General features: G+C 46.7%; 12 protein-coding genes. 6 read left to right on the forward strand and 6 right to left on the reverse strand.

All coding sequences use genetic code 11. From position 1 onward, the window contains the following. Window positions 1–21 precede the first annotated feature (21 nt). The gene (locus NDI35_RS02470; RefSeq protein ID WP_445311345.1) at window positions 22–594 is read right to left on the reverse strand and encodes a COP23 domain-containing protein; all 573 of its coding nucleotides are present in this window, start codon (window positions 592–594) and stop codon (window positions 22–24) included. Window positions 595–1,274: 680 nt separating this feature from the next. Here NDI35_RS02470 and NDI35_RS02475 point away from each other — a divergent pair. Next, window positions 1,275–1,880, forward strand: a complete 606-nt coding sequence (locus tag NDI35_RS02475; protein WP_445311346.1) for a hypothetical protein — start codon at window positions 1,275–1,277, stop codon at window positions 1,878–1,880. Between the two features lie 138 nt (window positions 1,881–2,018). Then, on the forward strand, window positions 2,019–3,395 hold the full coding sequence (locus tag NDI35_RS02480) for a cytochrome P450 (RefSeq protein ID WP_445311347.1): 1,377 nt from the start codon (window positions 2,019–2,021) through the stop codon (window positions 3,393–3,395). A 411-nt stretch (window positions 3,396–3,806) separates the two neighbouring features. Here NDI35_RS02480 and NDI35_RS02485 read toward each other — a convergent pair whose 3' ends face one another. Both NDI35_RS02485 and NDI35_RS02490 read right to left on the reverse strand, forming a co-directional pair. Next, a complete protein-coding gene (locus NDI35_RS02485; protein ID WP_445311348.1) occupies window positions 3,807–5,300 on the reverse strand; it encodes an IS5 family transposase in 1,494 nt (497 codons plus the stop codon). A gap of 306 nt (window positions 5,301–5,606) precedes the next feature. Continuing rightward, window positions 5,607–5,894 carry a hypothetical protein gene (locus tag NDI35_RS02490; protein WP_006632921.1) on the reverse strand — a complete coding sequence of 96 codons (288 nt, stop codon included), beginning with the start codon at window positions 5,892–5,894 and terminating at the stop codon, window positions 5,607–5,609. Window positions 5,895–6,388: 494 nt separating this feature from the next. Here NDI35_RS02490 and NDI35_RS02495 point away from each other — a divergent pair, with 494 nt between their 5' ends. The 3 genes from NDI35_RS02495 (at window position 6,389) to NDI35_RS02505 (ending at window position 8,924) form a co-directional block, all read left to right on the forward strand. After that, the gene (locus NDI35_RS02495; protein ID WP_445311349.1) at window positions 6,389–6,649 is read left to right on the forward strand and encodes a MoaD/ThiS family protein; all 261 of its coding nucleotides are present in this window, start codon (window positions 6,389–6,391) and stop codon (window positions 6,647–6,649) included. Between the two features lie 487 nt (window positions 6,650–7,136). Next, window positions 7,137–8,435, forward strand: a complete 1,299-nt coding sequence (gene thrC, locus NDI35_RS02500; RefSeq protein WP_445311350.1) for a threonine synthase — start codon at window positions 7,137–7,139, stop codon at window positions 8,433–8,435. Between the two features lie 213 nt (window positions 8,436–8,648). Further along, window positions 8,649–8,924 (forward strand): MoaD/ThiS family protein, encoded by a 276-nt coding sequence (locus NDI35_RS02505; protein WP_006632924.1) that lies wholly within the window; start codon window positions 8,649–8,651, stop codon window positions 8,922–8,924. A gap of 457 nt (window positions 8,925–9,381) precedes the next feature. Here NDI35_RS02505 and NDI35_RS02510 read toward each other — a convergent pair whose 3' ends face one another. The 3 genes from NDI35_RS02510 to NDI35_RS02520 form a co-directional block, all read right to left on the reverse strand. Next, complete coding sequence (locus NDI35_RS02510) at window positions 9,382–11,268, reverse strand: ribonuclease J (protein ID WP_445311351.1); 1,887 nt, start codon at window positions 11,266–11,268, stop codon at window positions 9,382–9,384. Between the two features lie 267 nt (window positions 11,269–11,535). Then, on the reverse strand, window positions 11,536–12,459 hold the full coding sequence (gene dapA, locus NDI35_RS02515) for a 4-hydroxy-tetrahydrodipicolinate synthase (protein ID WP_445311352.1): 924 nt from the start codon (window positions 12,457–12,459) through the stop codon (window positions 11,536–11,538). A 107-nt stretch (window positions 12,460–12,566) separates the two neighbouring features. Then, entirely contained in the window at window positions 12,567–13,610 is a 1,044-nt protein-coding gene (locus NDI35_RS02520) for an aspartate-semialdehyde dehydrogenase (protein WP_445311353.1), read from the reverse strand. A 563-nt stretch (window positions 13,611–14,173) separates the two neighbouring features. Between NDI35_RS02520 and tig the strand changes: the two genes are divergently transcribed. After that, entirely contained in the window at window positions 14,174–15,589 is a 1,416-nt protein-coding gene (gene tig / locus NDI35_RS02525; protein WP_445311354.1) for a trigger factor, read from the forward strand. The last annotated feature ends 149 nt before the right edge of the window (window positions 15,590–15,738 follow it).

A 15,738-nucleotide genomic window follows, 5' to 3' on the forward strand; every position in this document is an offset into this window, starting at 1 on the left:
GGTGATGGGATGGAAAATTTGTCAATCTTTAAGGCTGTCCGAACGGTGGGGAAAAGGGGGCAGTTGCGCCTCATCATCCATGTTTTCCCCTAGCTTTTCGCTGACATCAATGTAAGGAATTTTACTGCTTTCATCAAAAGACGGCATCCCGACATATCCTTGGCGCCAAGCCAACAAATTATACAAAGAGCCGATCGGGTCTTGGCCGGGTCTGAGGGTATAAATTAAATTTTGACACAGCCCATTGACTTGATTCGCCGTGCAGATGACGTTCTGGCCGTTCATCTGACCTGCAGTAATGTACTTAAGCATTCGTCGCCGGCGATAGGTTTCGAGGCGTTGACTCACTAATTGACACCGAGTTGCCGGATCGTACCCAGAACCGGAGAAATAATCGGAAGTCCACTCAATCCAAGACTCTACGGCACCTTGAGCGTTTTGGTACACCGTCACCGGCGCACCGGTCGAGGTACTGCACCAAAATCCACTTTCCCCCTGTACTCGCCGACCGTAACTCGGTTGAGAAGCAACCGTCAGGCCGGTGAGGGCGATCGCGGTTGCCACCAAAACTTTTGTCAATAATTGCTGTTTCATGATATTTTCACTCTTTATTTAGAGGATTCGGGACAAAAATCACCGAATGCTGAGATAACCCTCTTGACGCGACTGTTCATTAAAGATCCGCTGACTTCGGAATAATGTTATTCGCGACTTGACCAGAAACCAGTTTTTTTACGCAAACACTTCGTTGCAGCCCTTATGCCTGGTTAAAAAACCCGGTTTTTTTGCTCTTGATGCGTAAGTTTTGATATTGTTCGCGACTTGCACGTTCCCTCTAACCGCGATTTCGGCGCTGTTAAAAAAGCGCTCCGAAGCCGAGCTTAAAATGCGCGCGCAAGTCGGGATTCTGTCCTCATTACTACTAATCAAACTCAGGCTTTTACCAACCGGAAAGAGGCTTTTCACCTCAGACCTTGGAAGGGATCGAGTTGCAACGGTACATCACACCACTGACAAGGTATTTGATATCACTTACGAGCTGGGTCGCGAGCTTGATCTGCTGAGACAGGTAAACTGCTGGGTTAAACCCCTGGGGGGTAACACCCCTCTTACCTGATCTAACACTAAAATCCAGGTATTAACAAGAACTCTTAACTTGTTTTCATCTCCGTACTTCGGGAAATACTTCTAAGTGAGTGTAATCAGGGTCTAAATGCTTTCTACCACCAAAATTTACCCTCCATACACTGACGTTTAGTAGAGTATTAAAAACTATGAACCGTATCTGCAAACAGTTAGGATATTTAGGCGTTTGGTTAATTTTGATAGGCGGTAGCAGTTGTTCTAGCTCAGATGCAGCTACCTCAACCGAAAACCAGAGGCAACTCTCAGCAAGCGCCCGTCAGTTCCAACACCTACAGCTAATGGGAAATCAAATTGAGGATCGAGCAAGTCAATTAACGCAGCCTTCTAACTCTGTTGCCTCAGTTTTAGGCAGTGCTACCCTCTCAGAAAATACTGCCACCGTTACGGTTTATAAGGTAGATAATTTGTGTCAAAATCTGAAGCCGGAAACAGTGACAGGCCCAGAAAACCAGTTAATGTCATCGGCTGTTAATGAAGTGTTAAAGCAGCAGATTTTCGATAGTCTTGGTTTGGCTGGTTATCGCCTCAAGATCGATCGCGACCTCGGAATAGCTACCGTGGATCTGCGAGCCTCCGGAAATTCGCGGCAGAAATTGCAAAATCTGTCCAGTTGTCAGATGTTAGGTTTGTTCGGGGGCGTGCGCCAAACTTTAACCAGTTATGCTCCTTGGCAAATCAAAACTGTTCGTTTTACAGAGCTTGGAGAGGATATTTTGAGCACCGTTCGAGAATAAGCTATTAAAATTATTGGATATGGGACTTACGCAATTCTCCCCTTAAAAACAAGGGTTGGGAGCGATTGAATAAACCTTCAAACTCTTTGAGATTTGTTGATACTGCTAAGTCCTGTGACCCAAACCCCGGTAATTCCTATGACACTACCTAACGGCCCCACAGCTCCACCCTTTGTGCAGCTAATTCAATGGATCGGCGATCCCCTGACATTCATGGATAAATGTGCCAAACAATACGGCGACATTTTCACAGCTCAAGTGAACAACGGGAAACCATTGGTGATGATCCACCACCCGCAAGCTGTCCAGGAGATGCTCAACAGCAACGCATTTCACGCTCCAGGCCGCCTGAACAGCATCCTAAAACCCTTGATGGGAGAACAATCCATGATTATGCTATCGGGAGAAAGGCACAAACGCCAGCGCCAATTATTGATGCCACCATTTCACGGGGAACGGATGCGGAATTACGGCCAACTAATTTGCGATATCGCTCAAGATGTTGCCAGCAAATGGTCGGTCGATCGACCTTTTGTGGCCCGCAGCGCGATGCAGGAAGTCACCATGCGAGTAATCTTGCAAGCTGTCTTCGGCATGGATGACGGGCCGCGATTGGAAGAGATCAGGCCCCTACTTGCCTCAGTCCTCGATATGACCAACTCTCCCCTGCGATCGAGCATACTGTTTTTCGGCTGGATGCAGCAAGATTGGGGCTCGTGGAGCCCTTGGGGACGCATGAAACAGCGGCAGCGGAAAATTGACGAACTAATCTATGCCGAAATTGAAGAACGCAGACAGCAACCAGACGCCAACCGCACCGACATTCTCAGCTTAATGATGGCCGCGCGCGACGAAAATGGGCAACCAATGACCAATGAAGAATTGCGCGACGAGTTGATGACGCTGCTGTTTGCAGGCCACGAAACCACAGCAACGGCCCTAGCTTGGGCGTTTTACTGGATTCACCACTTGCCCTCGGTACGGCAGAAGTTGCTGCAAGAATTGGACAGTTTGGGGGAAAATCCCGACCCGATGGAGATTTTCCGCTTACCTTACCTGAGTGCAGTTTGTCAGGAGACGCTGCGAATTTACCCCGTGGCAATGCTGACGTTTGCGCGAGAAGTTCTCACGCCCGTGGAACTGATGGGACATCAACTCGAACCGGGCACGGTTGTCATCGCCTCGATTTATTTGACCCACAGACGGGAGGATTTGTATCCAGAACCGCTGCAATTTAAACCGGAACGGTTTTTGGAGAGGCAATTCTCGCCTTATGAGTATTTGCCCTTTGGAGGCGGCAGCCGCCGCTGTATCGGCTTGGCGTTGGCGCAGTTGGAGATGAAACTCGTGCTGGCAACCATTTTGCGGGATTTCGACCTAGTATTGGCCGAGAAAAAGCCCGTACAGGCCAAACGCCGAGGGGTGACTTTAGGGCCGGCCGGCGGCGTGCGGATGGCCCTGCTGGGGCGGCGGATGCCGCAGCAGAAACCTGAACCTGTTGCTAGTGGGGTTTAAAGTCGCAGCAGTTGCAGGGGGCGATCGAACTTTCAGCTTTGAGTGCAAACAATTTAGCGAGAATGTGCGATCGTCCGCCAATGCCACCATTTTTTGTAGCACCCGCTACAGATAAATAGCTAGAATCCTTAACCTGTAAGCCTCCCCCCTCTCAATTTTCAAATTCTCAGTCTAAAATAATAGGAGCCTTGCAAACACAGCCTGAAAGCAAAAGTGGGTGATTGCAATAGTCCTCTTGATATTTCAAAAGCCTCCCTGCCATACTTTAAAAACATATGCATACCCTGTTATTCAGCAAGGTCGGAAGCGTGTTGGCATTGCCAGCAATCTTCCGGCCTCTTTATTTTTTGGGCTACTTAGGGCTTGCTGAATAATCGATTGCTTTCTGGCGATCGGGAGTGATCGATATATTCAAACCGAGTTAAATATGAGTTTTTTCTGCCTTATTTTTAGTGAAATATAAGCGCAGCTTATGTTAAGTCCAAAAACAGGCATTGTTTGATCCGCTCGACATAAAAACACATAAAAAACCCGGCGCCACCAGGTAGAAAGGTTCATGACTAAAAAAGTGATAGCAATAGTTGTTTGTGAAGTATTATCAAGTTTTGCCATGATACGATTGAGACCGAATCTTCGCTTACCTTCCCCGAATTTACCCTCAATCGCATTCCTAATTCTGTCATCTTCCAACGCTTGCCTCTTTTTTTCTTTGCTGACATTTGCTGGGGGTCTCCCTAGGGGTGGTCCACTGATTCTAATGCCTTTTTCATGACACCAAGCTCGGTTTGATCTTGTTCGATAAATCCGATCTGCATGAACTGACTCTGGATAATATCCTGTCAACCTCTGATATGCTTCTACTTGTGCTTTTAAGTCTCCTGATTCGTTAAAATTATCCCAGCTCATTCGGTTTAAAAATACATATCCTTCAAAACAACTGGCTGATAGTTTGGCTCCAAACTCTACAGTTTTTCCGGCTTTTCCTCTGACTATGGGACGGATATGGGGTTGGCTTAAACTTACTATTCTATCCTCAATGCTCTGTTTATTGTTATCAAATAACCATTGCTGTTGGCGATAGACCTCTGTGAGGACTAGCAAGGTTTTATATTGCTTTTTGCTCAGGCGTTCGAGGGTCGCACCTGACTCAATTAGCTGTTCAATATGAGCGAGGTTTCTTTTGATATATTGAAGTTGTTTTTTAATTGCCTGTCTTTTTTTGTTGCGGGATGGTCTTCTTTGTTTGGCTATTAATAAGTAATCTTTTCGGGCGATATTACGGTAGGTTCTTGGTTTTTTACTGGTTTGACCTTTGATCTGTTTGTATAGGATATCTATAATTTTTTCGGTATGAACTCTGGCTTTGTTTAATAGTCCTAAGTCAGTCGGATAGGTAATGTCGGCTGGGGCACAGGTAGCATCTATGATTAATTTTCCGCGATTGGCTGACTCATTCTTGGCGTCCGAATCCTTTTTTTTTTCTGGTTTAACTGGGGTGATGGAGCGGATTTTTTCAACCATTCGTTCGTTCACTTTATTAATTAGGTTCGGACTAATTTTTTGCCGAAAATGAACTAATAGAGATGGGTCAAAGGGTAGCTCGTTACTGTAGCTTGATTGACCAATAAAGTATTGTAGATAGGGGTTTTCCCTGATCTGTTCTACTGTTTCCCGATCGCTAACTCCCAGTTTTTCTTTGATGATTAATGCCCCCAATGCCATCCTAAACGATTTGGCGGGTGCCCCCATTTCTGTGGGGAAGTTTTTAGCATATTCTGATTCAAATTCATCCCACGGGATTAGTTGGGCCATTTTTACCCAACGGTTATCTGGTGACAACTTTCCACATGAGGGGAGTTCAAAGTCAGAGGGTGAGGGAGGAGCAAGCTCAGCTTTTCGGTACACGAGCGCACTGGGTGATGCAAAGGTTTTGTACTATTTTACCTGTTTATCTTGCACACTTTTCTCGCTCGCACGATCACATAACCAGGCTGTGTAACCTTTCTGCACTTATCCAGCAAGCCCTACTTAAGGCATTGGAGACAAGATGCAGAAGGCAAGGCAAAAGTATAAATTCTCCCCCTGTCCTCGTTTCCCCCTGTCCCCAATCTAGAGATTCTGCCTCTAATTCCAATAGAATCCGACAGCAAGTTTAAGGAATCACTAAGGAATAATTAATAACTTGTTAAATTATCTCCTTCTGCCCTTCTCTCAATCTTCTGTTTTCAGAAATTCCGATACCGAGACAGACTTCGGGAGACTCTCCAGATCTTGAATTTCGCTTTCGTGGGCAAAAAACTCGACTTCTTTGTCGTCAATCTGGATCTGATAGCTAGCGGTAGCTGTCACAACCCGTCGCTTTTTTTTATCTTCTATTAAAACCCAACACACGACAGGTCTTACCCATCTCTCAACGTGCTGGCTTTGCTTCGTACTCCCAAAGGCATACCAGCCTTTAGCTTCAATAATTTGAAGCACTTTAAAATCGTTATTTGCCATATATCTCTATCGCGTTAACTTCAGTATTGTTCTTAGATAAAAAGGCTAGCTTGCTAAGCACGGCAAAGGTTTGAACATTCCCAGCCGCACTTGATAACCTGATTTTTCGTCAGGAGAAGCGGGTTGACAGGGCCTTGTCTGCGTTGTTGCCTGCTAAATTTAGTGGGTTCTTTTTGTACTCTCCCACAATTACCGTAAAGTATCTATACCGCATCCTCAAAAATTATTCTCGCATTAGCCTCAACAGCAGCCAACTAGACCTTAGCTAGCTGCATCTAAGTGGATGCCAACTGCTTCTAACGCCTGGTTGGTGAGAGCGATCGGCATACAATCCTGTTAAGAGTTTTTGCTGCAATCAACTATCATCTTTACCCGATGGGGTAAAACTTAACTAGAGGTTGCCGCTTTCAATTCTAAGGCTCGGCGCGCCTAATTCCTAATTAATTGTATGGTGTAGTTGATAATTGCCAAACCGTCGATCGCACTCAACAGCCGTGTCTAACTCTTCAATTACCGTCACAGTTAAACTGTTCGCCGCCTTCGGTGAAGCCTACGGCGTTTCGGAACTTACATTAGAACTTCCTCCCGAAACCCCAGTGTCTCAAGTGCTCGAAAGCTCGATCGCCCAATATCCTCAATTAGAACAATGGCGATCGCGCACCCGCTTCGGCGTCAACATGGAATTCGTCTCCCCCGACACCATCCTCCAAGACGGCGACGAAGTTGTCCTCATCCCTCCAGTCAGCGGCGGCTAGGCTAAGTTGGTTAATCTGAAATGTTGCACCATTCTCAATAAGCTTTTTATGAACAGGCTTTCCGGCCTGTTCCACAAGAAAATTCTTTGTGGAACAGGCCGGAAAGCCTGTTAAGCGAGAATGGTGCAATATCTCAGTTAATCAAAAATTCGACGTTTTGTAGTTGTGTTCGATCGCACGACTACCCAAATTGTTAGCCCAAAAAAGATTTATTAAGTTTTGTAACAATTTCGTCGGCAAATCATCCTTGAGCTCGATAGGGCTCGCGTGCGGGCCTGACAATCTGGATTCCCAGCCAGATCCTGAAAACAAGTCAAATCCTTGTGGGGTGAGCGTCCCGCCCGCCCAAATATCCCAGTTAAATACACCACTGTTTAACTGAAAAATCAATCCCGACTAAAAAAATCGGGTATGGTTGACGCACTAATTTGAGCGTGGTATTCTGCGAAAAGAATTAACAAACATCGCAAAACTAGAGAGTTGAGCTATGACCCAGGCGACCAGAACCCAATCCACAGCAGCAACCTTCACAGCCCTCAAATGTAAAGAATGCGGCGAAGAGTACGAACTCCAAGCCAAGCACGTCTGCGATTGCTGTTTTGGCCCGCTTGAAGTCAAGTACGACTACGACGCCATCCGCCGCAGCGTCACTCGCCAAACCATCGCAGCCGGCCCCAACTCGATCTGGCGCTACCGCGCATTTTTACCAGTCGCTACAGATAACGTCATCGATGTCGGCACCGGGATGACTCCTCTATTAAAATCCCACCGCTTGGCGCGCCGCCTCGGTCTAAAAAATCTTTATATTAAAAACGATGCCGTCAATATGCCCACTCTCAGCTTTAAAGACAGAGTGGTGTCAGTCGCCCTCAGCAGAGCGAGAGAATTGGGTTTCACAACGGTATCCTGTGCCAGCACCGGCAATTTAGCTAACTCTACGGCTGCGATCGCCGCCCACGCCGGACTCGACTGCGTAGTCTTCATCCCCTCCGACTTAGAAGCAGGCAAAGTCCTCGGCACTCTGATTTACAATCCAACTGTCATGGCAGTTCACGGCAACTACGATCAAGTGAACCGCCTCTGTTGCGAAGTCGCCAATACACATGGCTGGGGATTTGTCAATATCAACTTGCGTCCCTACTATTCCGAAGGCTCAAAAACCCTCGGCTACGAAGTTGCCGAACAGCTAGGCTGGCAATTGCCCGATCACATCGTCGCTCCCCTCGCCTCCGGCTCTTTGTTCACAAAAATTTACAAAGGTTTTCAAGAATTCATCGAAGTCGGTTTAGTTGATGAAAAGAAAGTCCGGTTCAGCGGCGCCCAAGCTGACGGCTGTTCCCCCATCGCCCAAGCATTCCGCGAAGAACGTGATTTCGTGAAACCGGTGAAACCGAATACAATTGCTAAGTCGATCGCGATCGGCAATCCAGCCGACGGTATGTACGCCTTGGAAATCGCCCGCAAAACCAACGGCAACATTGAATCCGTCAGCGACACCGAAATCATCGAAGGCATGAAACTGCTAGCAGAAACTGAAGGCATATTCACAGAAACTGCAGGTGGCACGACCATCGCAGTCTTGAAGAAACTCGTAGAAGCAGGTAAAATCAATCCCGATGAAACCACCGTCGCTTACATTACCGGCAACGGTTTGAAAACGCAGGAAGCTGTTCAAGGCTACATCGGCGAACCCATCACCCTCGAACCGAAACTAGAAGCCTTCGAGCGCGCCCTAGAACGCGCCCGCACGCTCGAACGCTTAGAATGGCAACAAGTTTCGGTTTAATAAATAGTCATTAGTCATCAGTCATGAGTCATTAGTTATTAGTTATTAAGCTGTTGACTAATGACTGAGGACTACTGATTAATAGTCATCAGTCATTAGTCATTAGTTATTAGTTATTAAGCTGCTGACTACTGACTAAGGACTACTGACTACTGACTACTGACTACTGACTACTGACTACTGACTACTGACTAAGGACTAAGGACTAAAAAAATGACCGTCAAAGTTTTAATTCCCACTCCCCTGCAAAAATTTACCAACAATCAAGCCACCATCGAATGCGCCGGCGATAACATTTCCGAACTAATTGAATCGCTGGAAACCAATTGTCCCGGCATCAAAAAAAGCCTGTGCGACGAAAAGGGAGAACCCCGCAGATTTCTCAACTTCTACGTCAACAGCGAAGACATCCGCTTTTTGGATGGCTCAAAAACAGCCCTCCAAGATGGCGATGAAGTCAGCATTGTTCCTGCTGTTGCTGGTGGCTGATTAATTTTAAAATAAACGTAAGTGAACGCAGATAGTTATTTAAATCTATCTGCGTTCACTTGCGTTTATTTACGGTTAAAAAACAACTCCCTCGCTACCCCAGAAAATCCTACCAAATCCCGGATTTGGTAAGTAGCTGTCAGGCGGTGTAATCATTCCAATACAACCGGAATTCATATCAGGAGTTATATCATTTCCGGTTACACCGGAAGGATGTTGACTGTTGACGGTTGACTGTTGACGCCGTGAACAGTGAACACTCAACAGTGAACAGTTAACTCGAATTTACTATTCCGATGCTAACGGATTTGATATTACATCGATCTATACTGACGTTTTTTGAGGGGGAGCTAGTGATGAAATCAAATCTAGGTTTGTAGTTGCGTTTGGGTACTCAAGCGCAACTACAAACCTAAAACTTATTTCTTTGTTCTCAGTGCGTCAGGGAATTATCGCCCTAAGAAGCTGCCCTTGCAGCAGTCCGGGGACGGCGCCGCCCCGTCACCTGATTGGCAGGAGATGGCACGGGTGGCGATGATGGCGATGATGGCGATGATGGCGATGATGACGATGATAATAGCTTAGGTGCTTCCAGGGAACCCGGAGATACTGCTGCTTTTTCCGATCGCACTGCTTCTTCAGGAATCTGCATCAGGAATACCAGCAACGGATTGCTTTGCAGTTCCCGGCGCATTACCCGCTGAATTGCTTTTTCTATTTGGGTTTGGACTCCTACCCAGTCAATGTCAACTTGCGAGTCAGCAGTGGCGGGTTTGACAAATTCTGACCACCGATCGCTCAAAACTGTTTCAATCGTTTGAGTGATTAATTTGATCACCTCCGCGCGATCGGCTGATGTCACTACACCTTTCAAGTGAACTTCTGGTTTGGCAACTAATTTGCCTTCCCAATTCAAAGCCGCCGCTACAGTTACAACGCCATCTCCGGCCAACTGCTGACGTTCCTTGAGGACGCTGGCTTTGACAACGCCCGATCGAGAAGCATCTACCAATTCAATTCCTGAAGGCACTTGGCCAGCAACTCGTATCGAATTTTCGGTCAATTCTACAACATCGCCGTTATCAATAACCACCATATTGCTAGCGGGAATGCCCATGCTTTGAGCCGTCTTGGAGTGCTGGATCAGCATCCGGTGTTCCCCGTGCACTGGCAAGAAGAACTTGGGACGAGTCATGTTAATCATTAACTTTTGGTCTTCTTGACAACCGTGACCGGAAACGTGAATGCCTTTGTCGCGGCCGTAAACCACGTGGGCTCCCAGCATCATCAGTTTATCGATCGTGTTTACCACTGCGATCGTATTTCCCGGAATCGGATTAGCTGAGAAAATGACTGTATCGCCCTTTCTGATTTTCAGTTCGTGATGTTCGCCGTTAGCAATGCGAGTCATCGCCGCCATCGGTTCGCCTTGGGAACCTGTAGTTAAAATCAGCACCTTGTCTTCAGCCAAATTGCGGATTTCTTTGAGCGGTTTGAAAATACTATCTTCGCATTTGATGTAGCCGAGATTGCGGCAGTGAGCGATGACGTTAAGCATCGACCGGCCAACCACTCCCACATACCGATTGTTTTTCTTAGCCAAGTCCAAAACAATTTGCAATCGGTGTACCGACGAAGCAAAAGTCGTCAGCATTACCCGTCCCGGTGCTTGAGCGATAATTCGGTCTAAATTCGGCGCCACAGAACTTTCCGAAGCGGTAAAACCGGGAACTTCCGAGTTAGTAGAATCGCTGATCAAGCACAGCACGCCTTTCTCGCCGTACTCGGCCAGCTTTTGCAAATCAAAATGCTCGCCGTCTACAGGAGTGTGGTCAATTTTAAAGTCTCCGGTGTGGATCACAATTCCGACGGGAGTGTGAATTGCCACCGTAAAACTGTCGGCCATCGAGTGAGTGTTGCGAATGTATTCGACTAAGAAATTCTTGCCAATTCTGACAGTATCCCTGGGTCGAACCGTCCTCAATTCAGTGCGGTGAGACACTCCCGCTTCTTCTAATTTTCCGGCTAGCAAAGCCATCGCCAAACGGGGGCCGTAAATGACCGGAATTTCAAATTGTTTGAGGTGATAAGGGATACCTCCGATGTGGTCTTCGTGACCGTGAGTCACGATCATACCTTTAATTTTGTGGCTGTTTTCCCGCAGGTAAGTCATGTCTGGAAGGACAATATTTACCCCGTGCATTCCATCTGTCGGGAAGGCTAAACCGGCATCTAAAAGAATGATTTCGTCGCCGTACTCGAACACACAAGTGTTTTTACCGATTTCGTGCAGCCCGCCGAGGGGAATAACTTTTAGAGCAGATGCAGTTGTATTTTTGATCATGCGTATCCTTTGTTAGTTATTTTTGTTATTGGTCTGTGGTCTGTGGTCTGTGGTCTTTCGTCTTTCGTCTACTGTTCGTTGGTAGGGCGATATTTTTCCAAATATTTATGGAAAAATCCCTGGCGGGTTTTACTATCCCGTACAGTCAGTTGTCTTGGGTCTTCATTCTTCTATCTTCAGTCTTTAATCCTTGACTGTTAGCTACTTACTAACACTTAATTACTAATGACTGATGATTCAGAACTAATGACTGATAACAACCAATATTCAGTTGTCTGAAAACTCGTTCTCGCTCGTCTTGCTAGCTGATACTGCTGCTAGCTGACTCAGTACGTCCTTTAACTTTTGAGTTACCTCAACGGGCGGATCGCACAGGGGCGAACGGGTGGAGCCTACATCCCAGCCTTGAAGTTTGAGAGCTGTCTTGACGGGAATGGGATTTGTGGTGAGAAAAAGAGCTTTAAACAGGTCAAAAAGTTGCAAGTGAATCTGGGTAGCGACTTGAACTTGACCGGCCTCGAAAGCTTTGATCATCTGTTGCAGTTGCTCTCCTACCAGATGGCTGGCTACGCTAACTACACCAGATCCTCCTACCGCCAACATTGGCAAAGTTAGGGAATCATCTCCAGAATAGATGGCAAATTCAGGGGATGTCAAGCACCGAATTTGACTTGCTTGATCCAAGTTGCCACTTGCTTCTTTTACGGCCACAATATTGGGGATTTGGGCCAATCGAGCCACCGTCTCCGGCAACATATTCTGACCAGTGCGACCGGGGATGTTATATAACATTATAGGCAATTCTGGAGCAGATTGCGCGATCGCCCGAAAATGATTATATAAACCTTCTTGCGGGGGTTTGTTGTAATAAGGAACCACCTGCAAACAACCATCTAACCCGAGTTTAGCTGCTTTTTGGGTAGCTGCTACTGCTTCTGAAGTAGAATTCGATCCGGCTCCTGCGATTACCAACGCCTTACCGGCCACCGCCTTTTGTACCACCTGAAATAATTCGTACTCTTCATCCCAGGTCATAGTGGGAGATTCGCCAGTAGTGCCGCACACTACCAAGCTATCTGTACCGCGATCGGCTAAATGAACTGCCAATTGTTCTGCTACCGCATAGTTAACACTGCCGTCTTCCTTAAACGGCGTAATCATTGCAGTCAGAACCCGTCCAAACTTTACCACACTTTCTCCGATTTTAGACTGTTGATTTTTGATTTTAAATTTTTGATTTCAGATGAAAGGTTTATCTAAAATCCCCAATTTCAATTTCCAAATTGCCAGGGTTCCCCCTATTTAGAAGCCGCCGCCACTTGGGTTCGCAACAAATCTTTTTGGGCCAGCAACTCAGCTATCTGCACCGCATTTAAAGCCGCCCCTTTGCGGATTTGATCGCCAGACAGCCACATCTCCAACCCGCAGGGGTGAGAAATATCTTGGCGAATCCTGCCAACTAACACCTCATCCTTACCGCTGGCTTCTGCGGGCATCGGGAAATAATTAGCTTGCCAGTCTTCTACCAGCTTAACCCCGCTTGCCTGCTTTAAGATTTCCCTGGCCTCGATCGCGCTAAAAGGCTCTGCAAACTCTAGATTAATCGCTTCCGAATGAGCCCGCAGTACGGGAACCCGCACACAAGTTGCCGTAATTTTAATCTCGTCCGTACCAAATATCTTCCGAGTTTCGTTTACCATTTTCATCTCTTCTTCACAATACCCCAAATCGTTAATCGGGGTGTTGTGCGGAAACAAATTAAATGCTAAAGGGTATGGAAATATATCTGTTTTGGGCGTTTCCCCCTGCAAAATTGCTCTTGCTTGAGCTTTCATTTCCTCCATTGCCCTTGCCCCCGCCCCGCTGGCGGACTGGTAAGTCGCTACAACTATGCGCTGTATCGGCCTAACTTTGTGAAGTGGCCAAACGGCAACCGCCATCAAAATAGTCGTGCAGTTGGGATTAGCAATTATACCTCGGTGAGCTGCTGCTGCTTGGGGATTGACTTCGGGAACCACTAGCGGTACCGTCGCATCCATGCGGAAAGCGCTAGAATTGTCAATTACCACTGCCCCGGCTGCCACAGCTTGCGGAGCCCATAACTTAGAAGTAGAGCCGCCGGCAGAGGCGAGCACCATATCTACATTATCAAAAGATCGCGCCGAAACTGCTTCGACCGGCAGCATCTCACCGCCAAAAGGCAAAGTTGTGCCTGCTGAACGTTCCGAAGCTAGCAGCTTCAAGTTAGAAATCGGAAAACTCCGGCTGTGCAATAGTTCTAGCAACTCGGCACCGACTGCGCCGGTAGCTCCTAAAATGGCAACTCGATAGGATTGAGACAAATTAGTTTCCTCCACAAATTAAAGTCTAAACGATCGAAATCAAAAATTTAAATAACTGCAATTCTCAATATCAAACTTAATTAATGTTATGCGATATCAGGAGCATGAGAGGATAGCAATGGTGCAGTTAACCTAAAAGGGCGATCCAACTTCCCGATTGATCCGTGCGATCGTACCCAATGCCAGTTTAGCATCTTTTGCCGCTCGCCCACGCCCAATCCGCATCCGGTTAAGTTTTGCGATATATCTGCATTTTCGCAGGCGCATCCATTGACCTTAACTAGCCGCAGAGGCCGGCAAGATTGACATCACAGGGCGATATGTGCTATGGTGCATCGGCAATTAGTGGACTTAACCTCCACATTCCTAGCAGCAAAAGCTAGTATCCTCAAACCAAAACTATTTGGCAAGAGCCAAAAAAGTAGCCGGCAATGACTTACAGTCTCATCCGGTAAAGGTGTTGTAGTTGTGCCGTTACGAGTCAAAGCGTACAAAATTAAAATGCAGGCAAAGTCAGATTTGTATGTATTTTATGACACTATTGTTAAATATCACAAAAGCCGATGAAAGTAACCCAGGAAAAACTTCCAGCTAGCCAAATTGGTCTGGAAATCGAAGTACCGTCAGAAAAGTCAAAACAAGCTTACGAGCAAGTAATTAAACAATTTGCTCGCGAGGTTAATATTCCTGGGTTCCGCAAAGGCAAAGTTCCCCGTCAAGTTTTGCTACAGCGCCTAGGCCAGACTCGCTTGAAGGCGACGGCTTTGGAAAATTTGATTAATGATTCCCTGCAAAAAGCCCTCGAACAAGAAAAAATTGCCGCAATTGGCAGTTTTGAACTTCGCACCGAGTTTGAAGAATTACTAGCTAAGTTCGATCCAGAACAGCCTCTGATTTTTTCGGCGAAGGTTGATGTACAACCCGAAGTGAAAATGGGTCAGTACACAGGTTTGCAGCTTCAAGCAGAAGAAGCTAAGTATGATGAGGCTCAGGTAGATGAGGTTCTGGCAAAATATCGATCGGACAAAGCTACTTTAATCCCCGTAGAAGGCCGGCCGGCTCAGTTGGGAGACGTGGCTTTGGTGGATTTCTCCGGTAGATTTGCGGAAGCAGCCGAAGGCGAAACTCCCGCAGAAATTCCTGGTGGCGAAGCAGAAGACTTCCAAGTAGAATTATCGGAAAATCAGTTTGTACCGGGCTTTATCCAAGGCATGATCGGGATGAATCCGGGAGAAACTAGAGAAGTTTCGGTGCAGTTCCCAGATGAGTATAGCAGTGAAGAACTAGCAGGAAAACCGGCTGTCTTTACGATTACCCTCAAAGAACTTAAGGAAAAAGAATTGCCGGAGTTGGACGACGACTTCGCCCAAGAAGTCAGTGAGTTTGAAACTTTAGCAGAACTGCGCGAATCGCTCGAAACTCGGTTTAAAGCAGACCAAGAAAACAAGACATCAGCTAATAAGGAAAAAGCTATATCAGCAGCCCTCGTGCAGCTAATAGATGTGGAAATTCCTGAAACAATGGTCGATCGCGAAATCGATTATTTGTTGAATCAACAAGCCGTCCAATTGAAAAATTACGGCATAGATATCAACCAACTGTTTACCGAAGAAAATATGGGCCCGATGCGGGAACGCTCGCGCCCGGAAGCAATCGAGCGCCTCAAGCAGAATTTAGCTCTGGCAGAAGTAGCCAAGCTGGAATCCTTATCTGTTGAACCAGCAGAAGTAGCAGCCGAAGTAGCAAAAATCAGAAAGCAGTTTCCCAAAGGAGATTTTGACCCCCAAAGGTTGCAGGAATTTGTAGCAGAAGACTTGCTCAAACAAAAAACCCTGAAATGGTTGGAAGAAAAAGGAACAATCGAACTCCTACCTGAAGGCTCACTGACTCCGGCAGCAGCAGAATCAGAAGAATCGGACGCTGAAGATTCAGCAGAAGCAGCCACGAGCGTTGAAGTGGAAGTCGTAGGCGAAGAATAGAACTTAATGTCTTCAAATGTCCTAATGGCGGGCATGAAATCAACCGTGATTTTAACGGCGCACCTGATCCTTAACTACAAGCTCCGGGTGCGCCTGATCCTTAACTAAAAGCTCGGGGTGTCCACTAGAAGCAGCGATGATTGATAAGT

Origin of the sequence: Microcoleus vaginatus FACHB-2002, assembly GCF_040004035.1 — a bacterium.
Classification (GTDB): domain Bacteria; phylum Cyanobacteriota; class Cyanobacteriia; order Cyanobacteriales; family Microcoleaceae; genus Microcoleus; species Microcoleus vaginatus_C.

Excerpts from the sequence above, each read along its gene's own strand:
- NDI35_RS02470 (WP_445311345.1), bottom strand. The coding sequence starts at position 594 with ATGAAACAGCAATTATTGACAAAAGTTTTGGTGGCAACCGCGATCGCC.
- NDI35_RS02475 (WP_445311346.1), top strand. The coding sequence starts at position 1,275 with ATGAACCGTATCTGCAAACAGTTAGGATATTTAGGCGTTTGGTTAATT.
- NDI35_RS02480 (WP_445311347.1), top strand. The coding sequence starts at position 2,019 with ATGACACTACCTAACGGCCCCACAGCTCCACCCTTTGTGCAGCTAATT.
- NDI35_RS02490 (WP_006632921.1), bottom strand. The coding sequence starts at position 5,894 with ATGGCAAATAACGATTTTAAAGTGCTTCAAATTATTGAAGCTAAAGGC.
- thrC (WP_445311350.1), top strand. The coding sequence starts at position 7,137 with ATGACCCAGGCGACCAGAACCCAATCCACAGCAGCAACCTTCACAGCC.
- NDI35_RS02505 (WP_006632924.1), top strand. The coding sequence starts at position 8,649 with ATGACCGTCAAAGTTTTAATTCCCACTCCCCTGCAAAAATTTACCAAC.
- NDI35_RS02510 (WP_445311351.1), bottom strand. The coding sequence starts at position 11,268 with ATGATCAAAAATACAACTGCATCTGCTCTAAAAGTTATTCCCCTCGGC.
- tig (WP_445311354.1), top strand. The coding sequence starts at position 14,174 with ATGAAAGTAACCCAGGAAAAACTTCCAGCTAGCCAAATTGGTCTGGAA.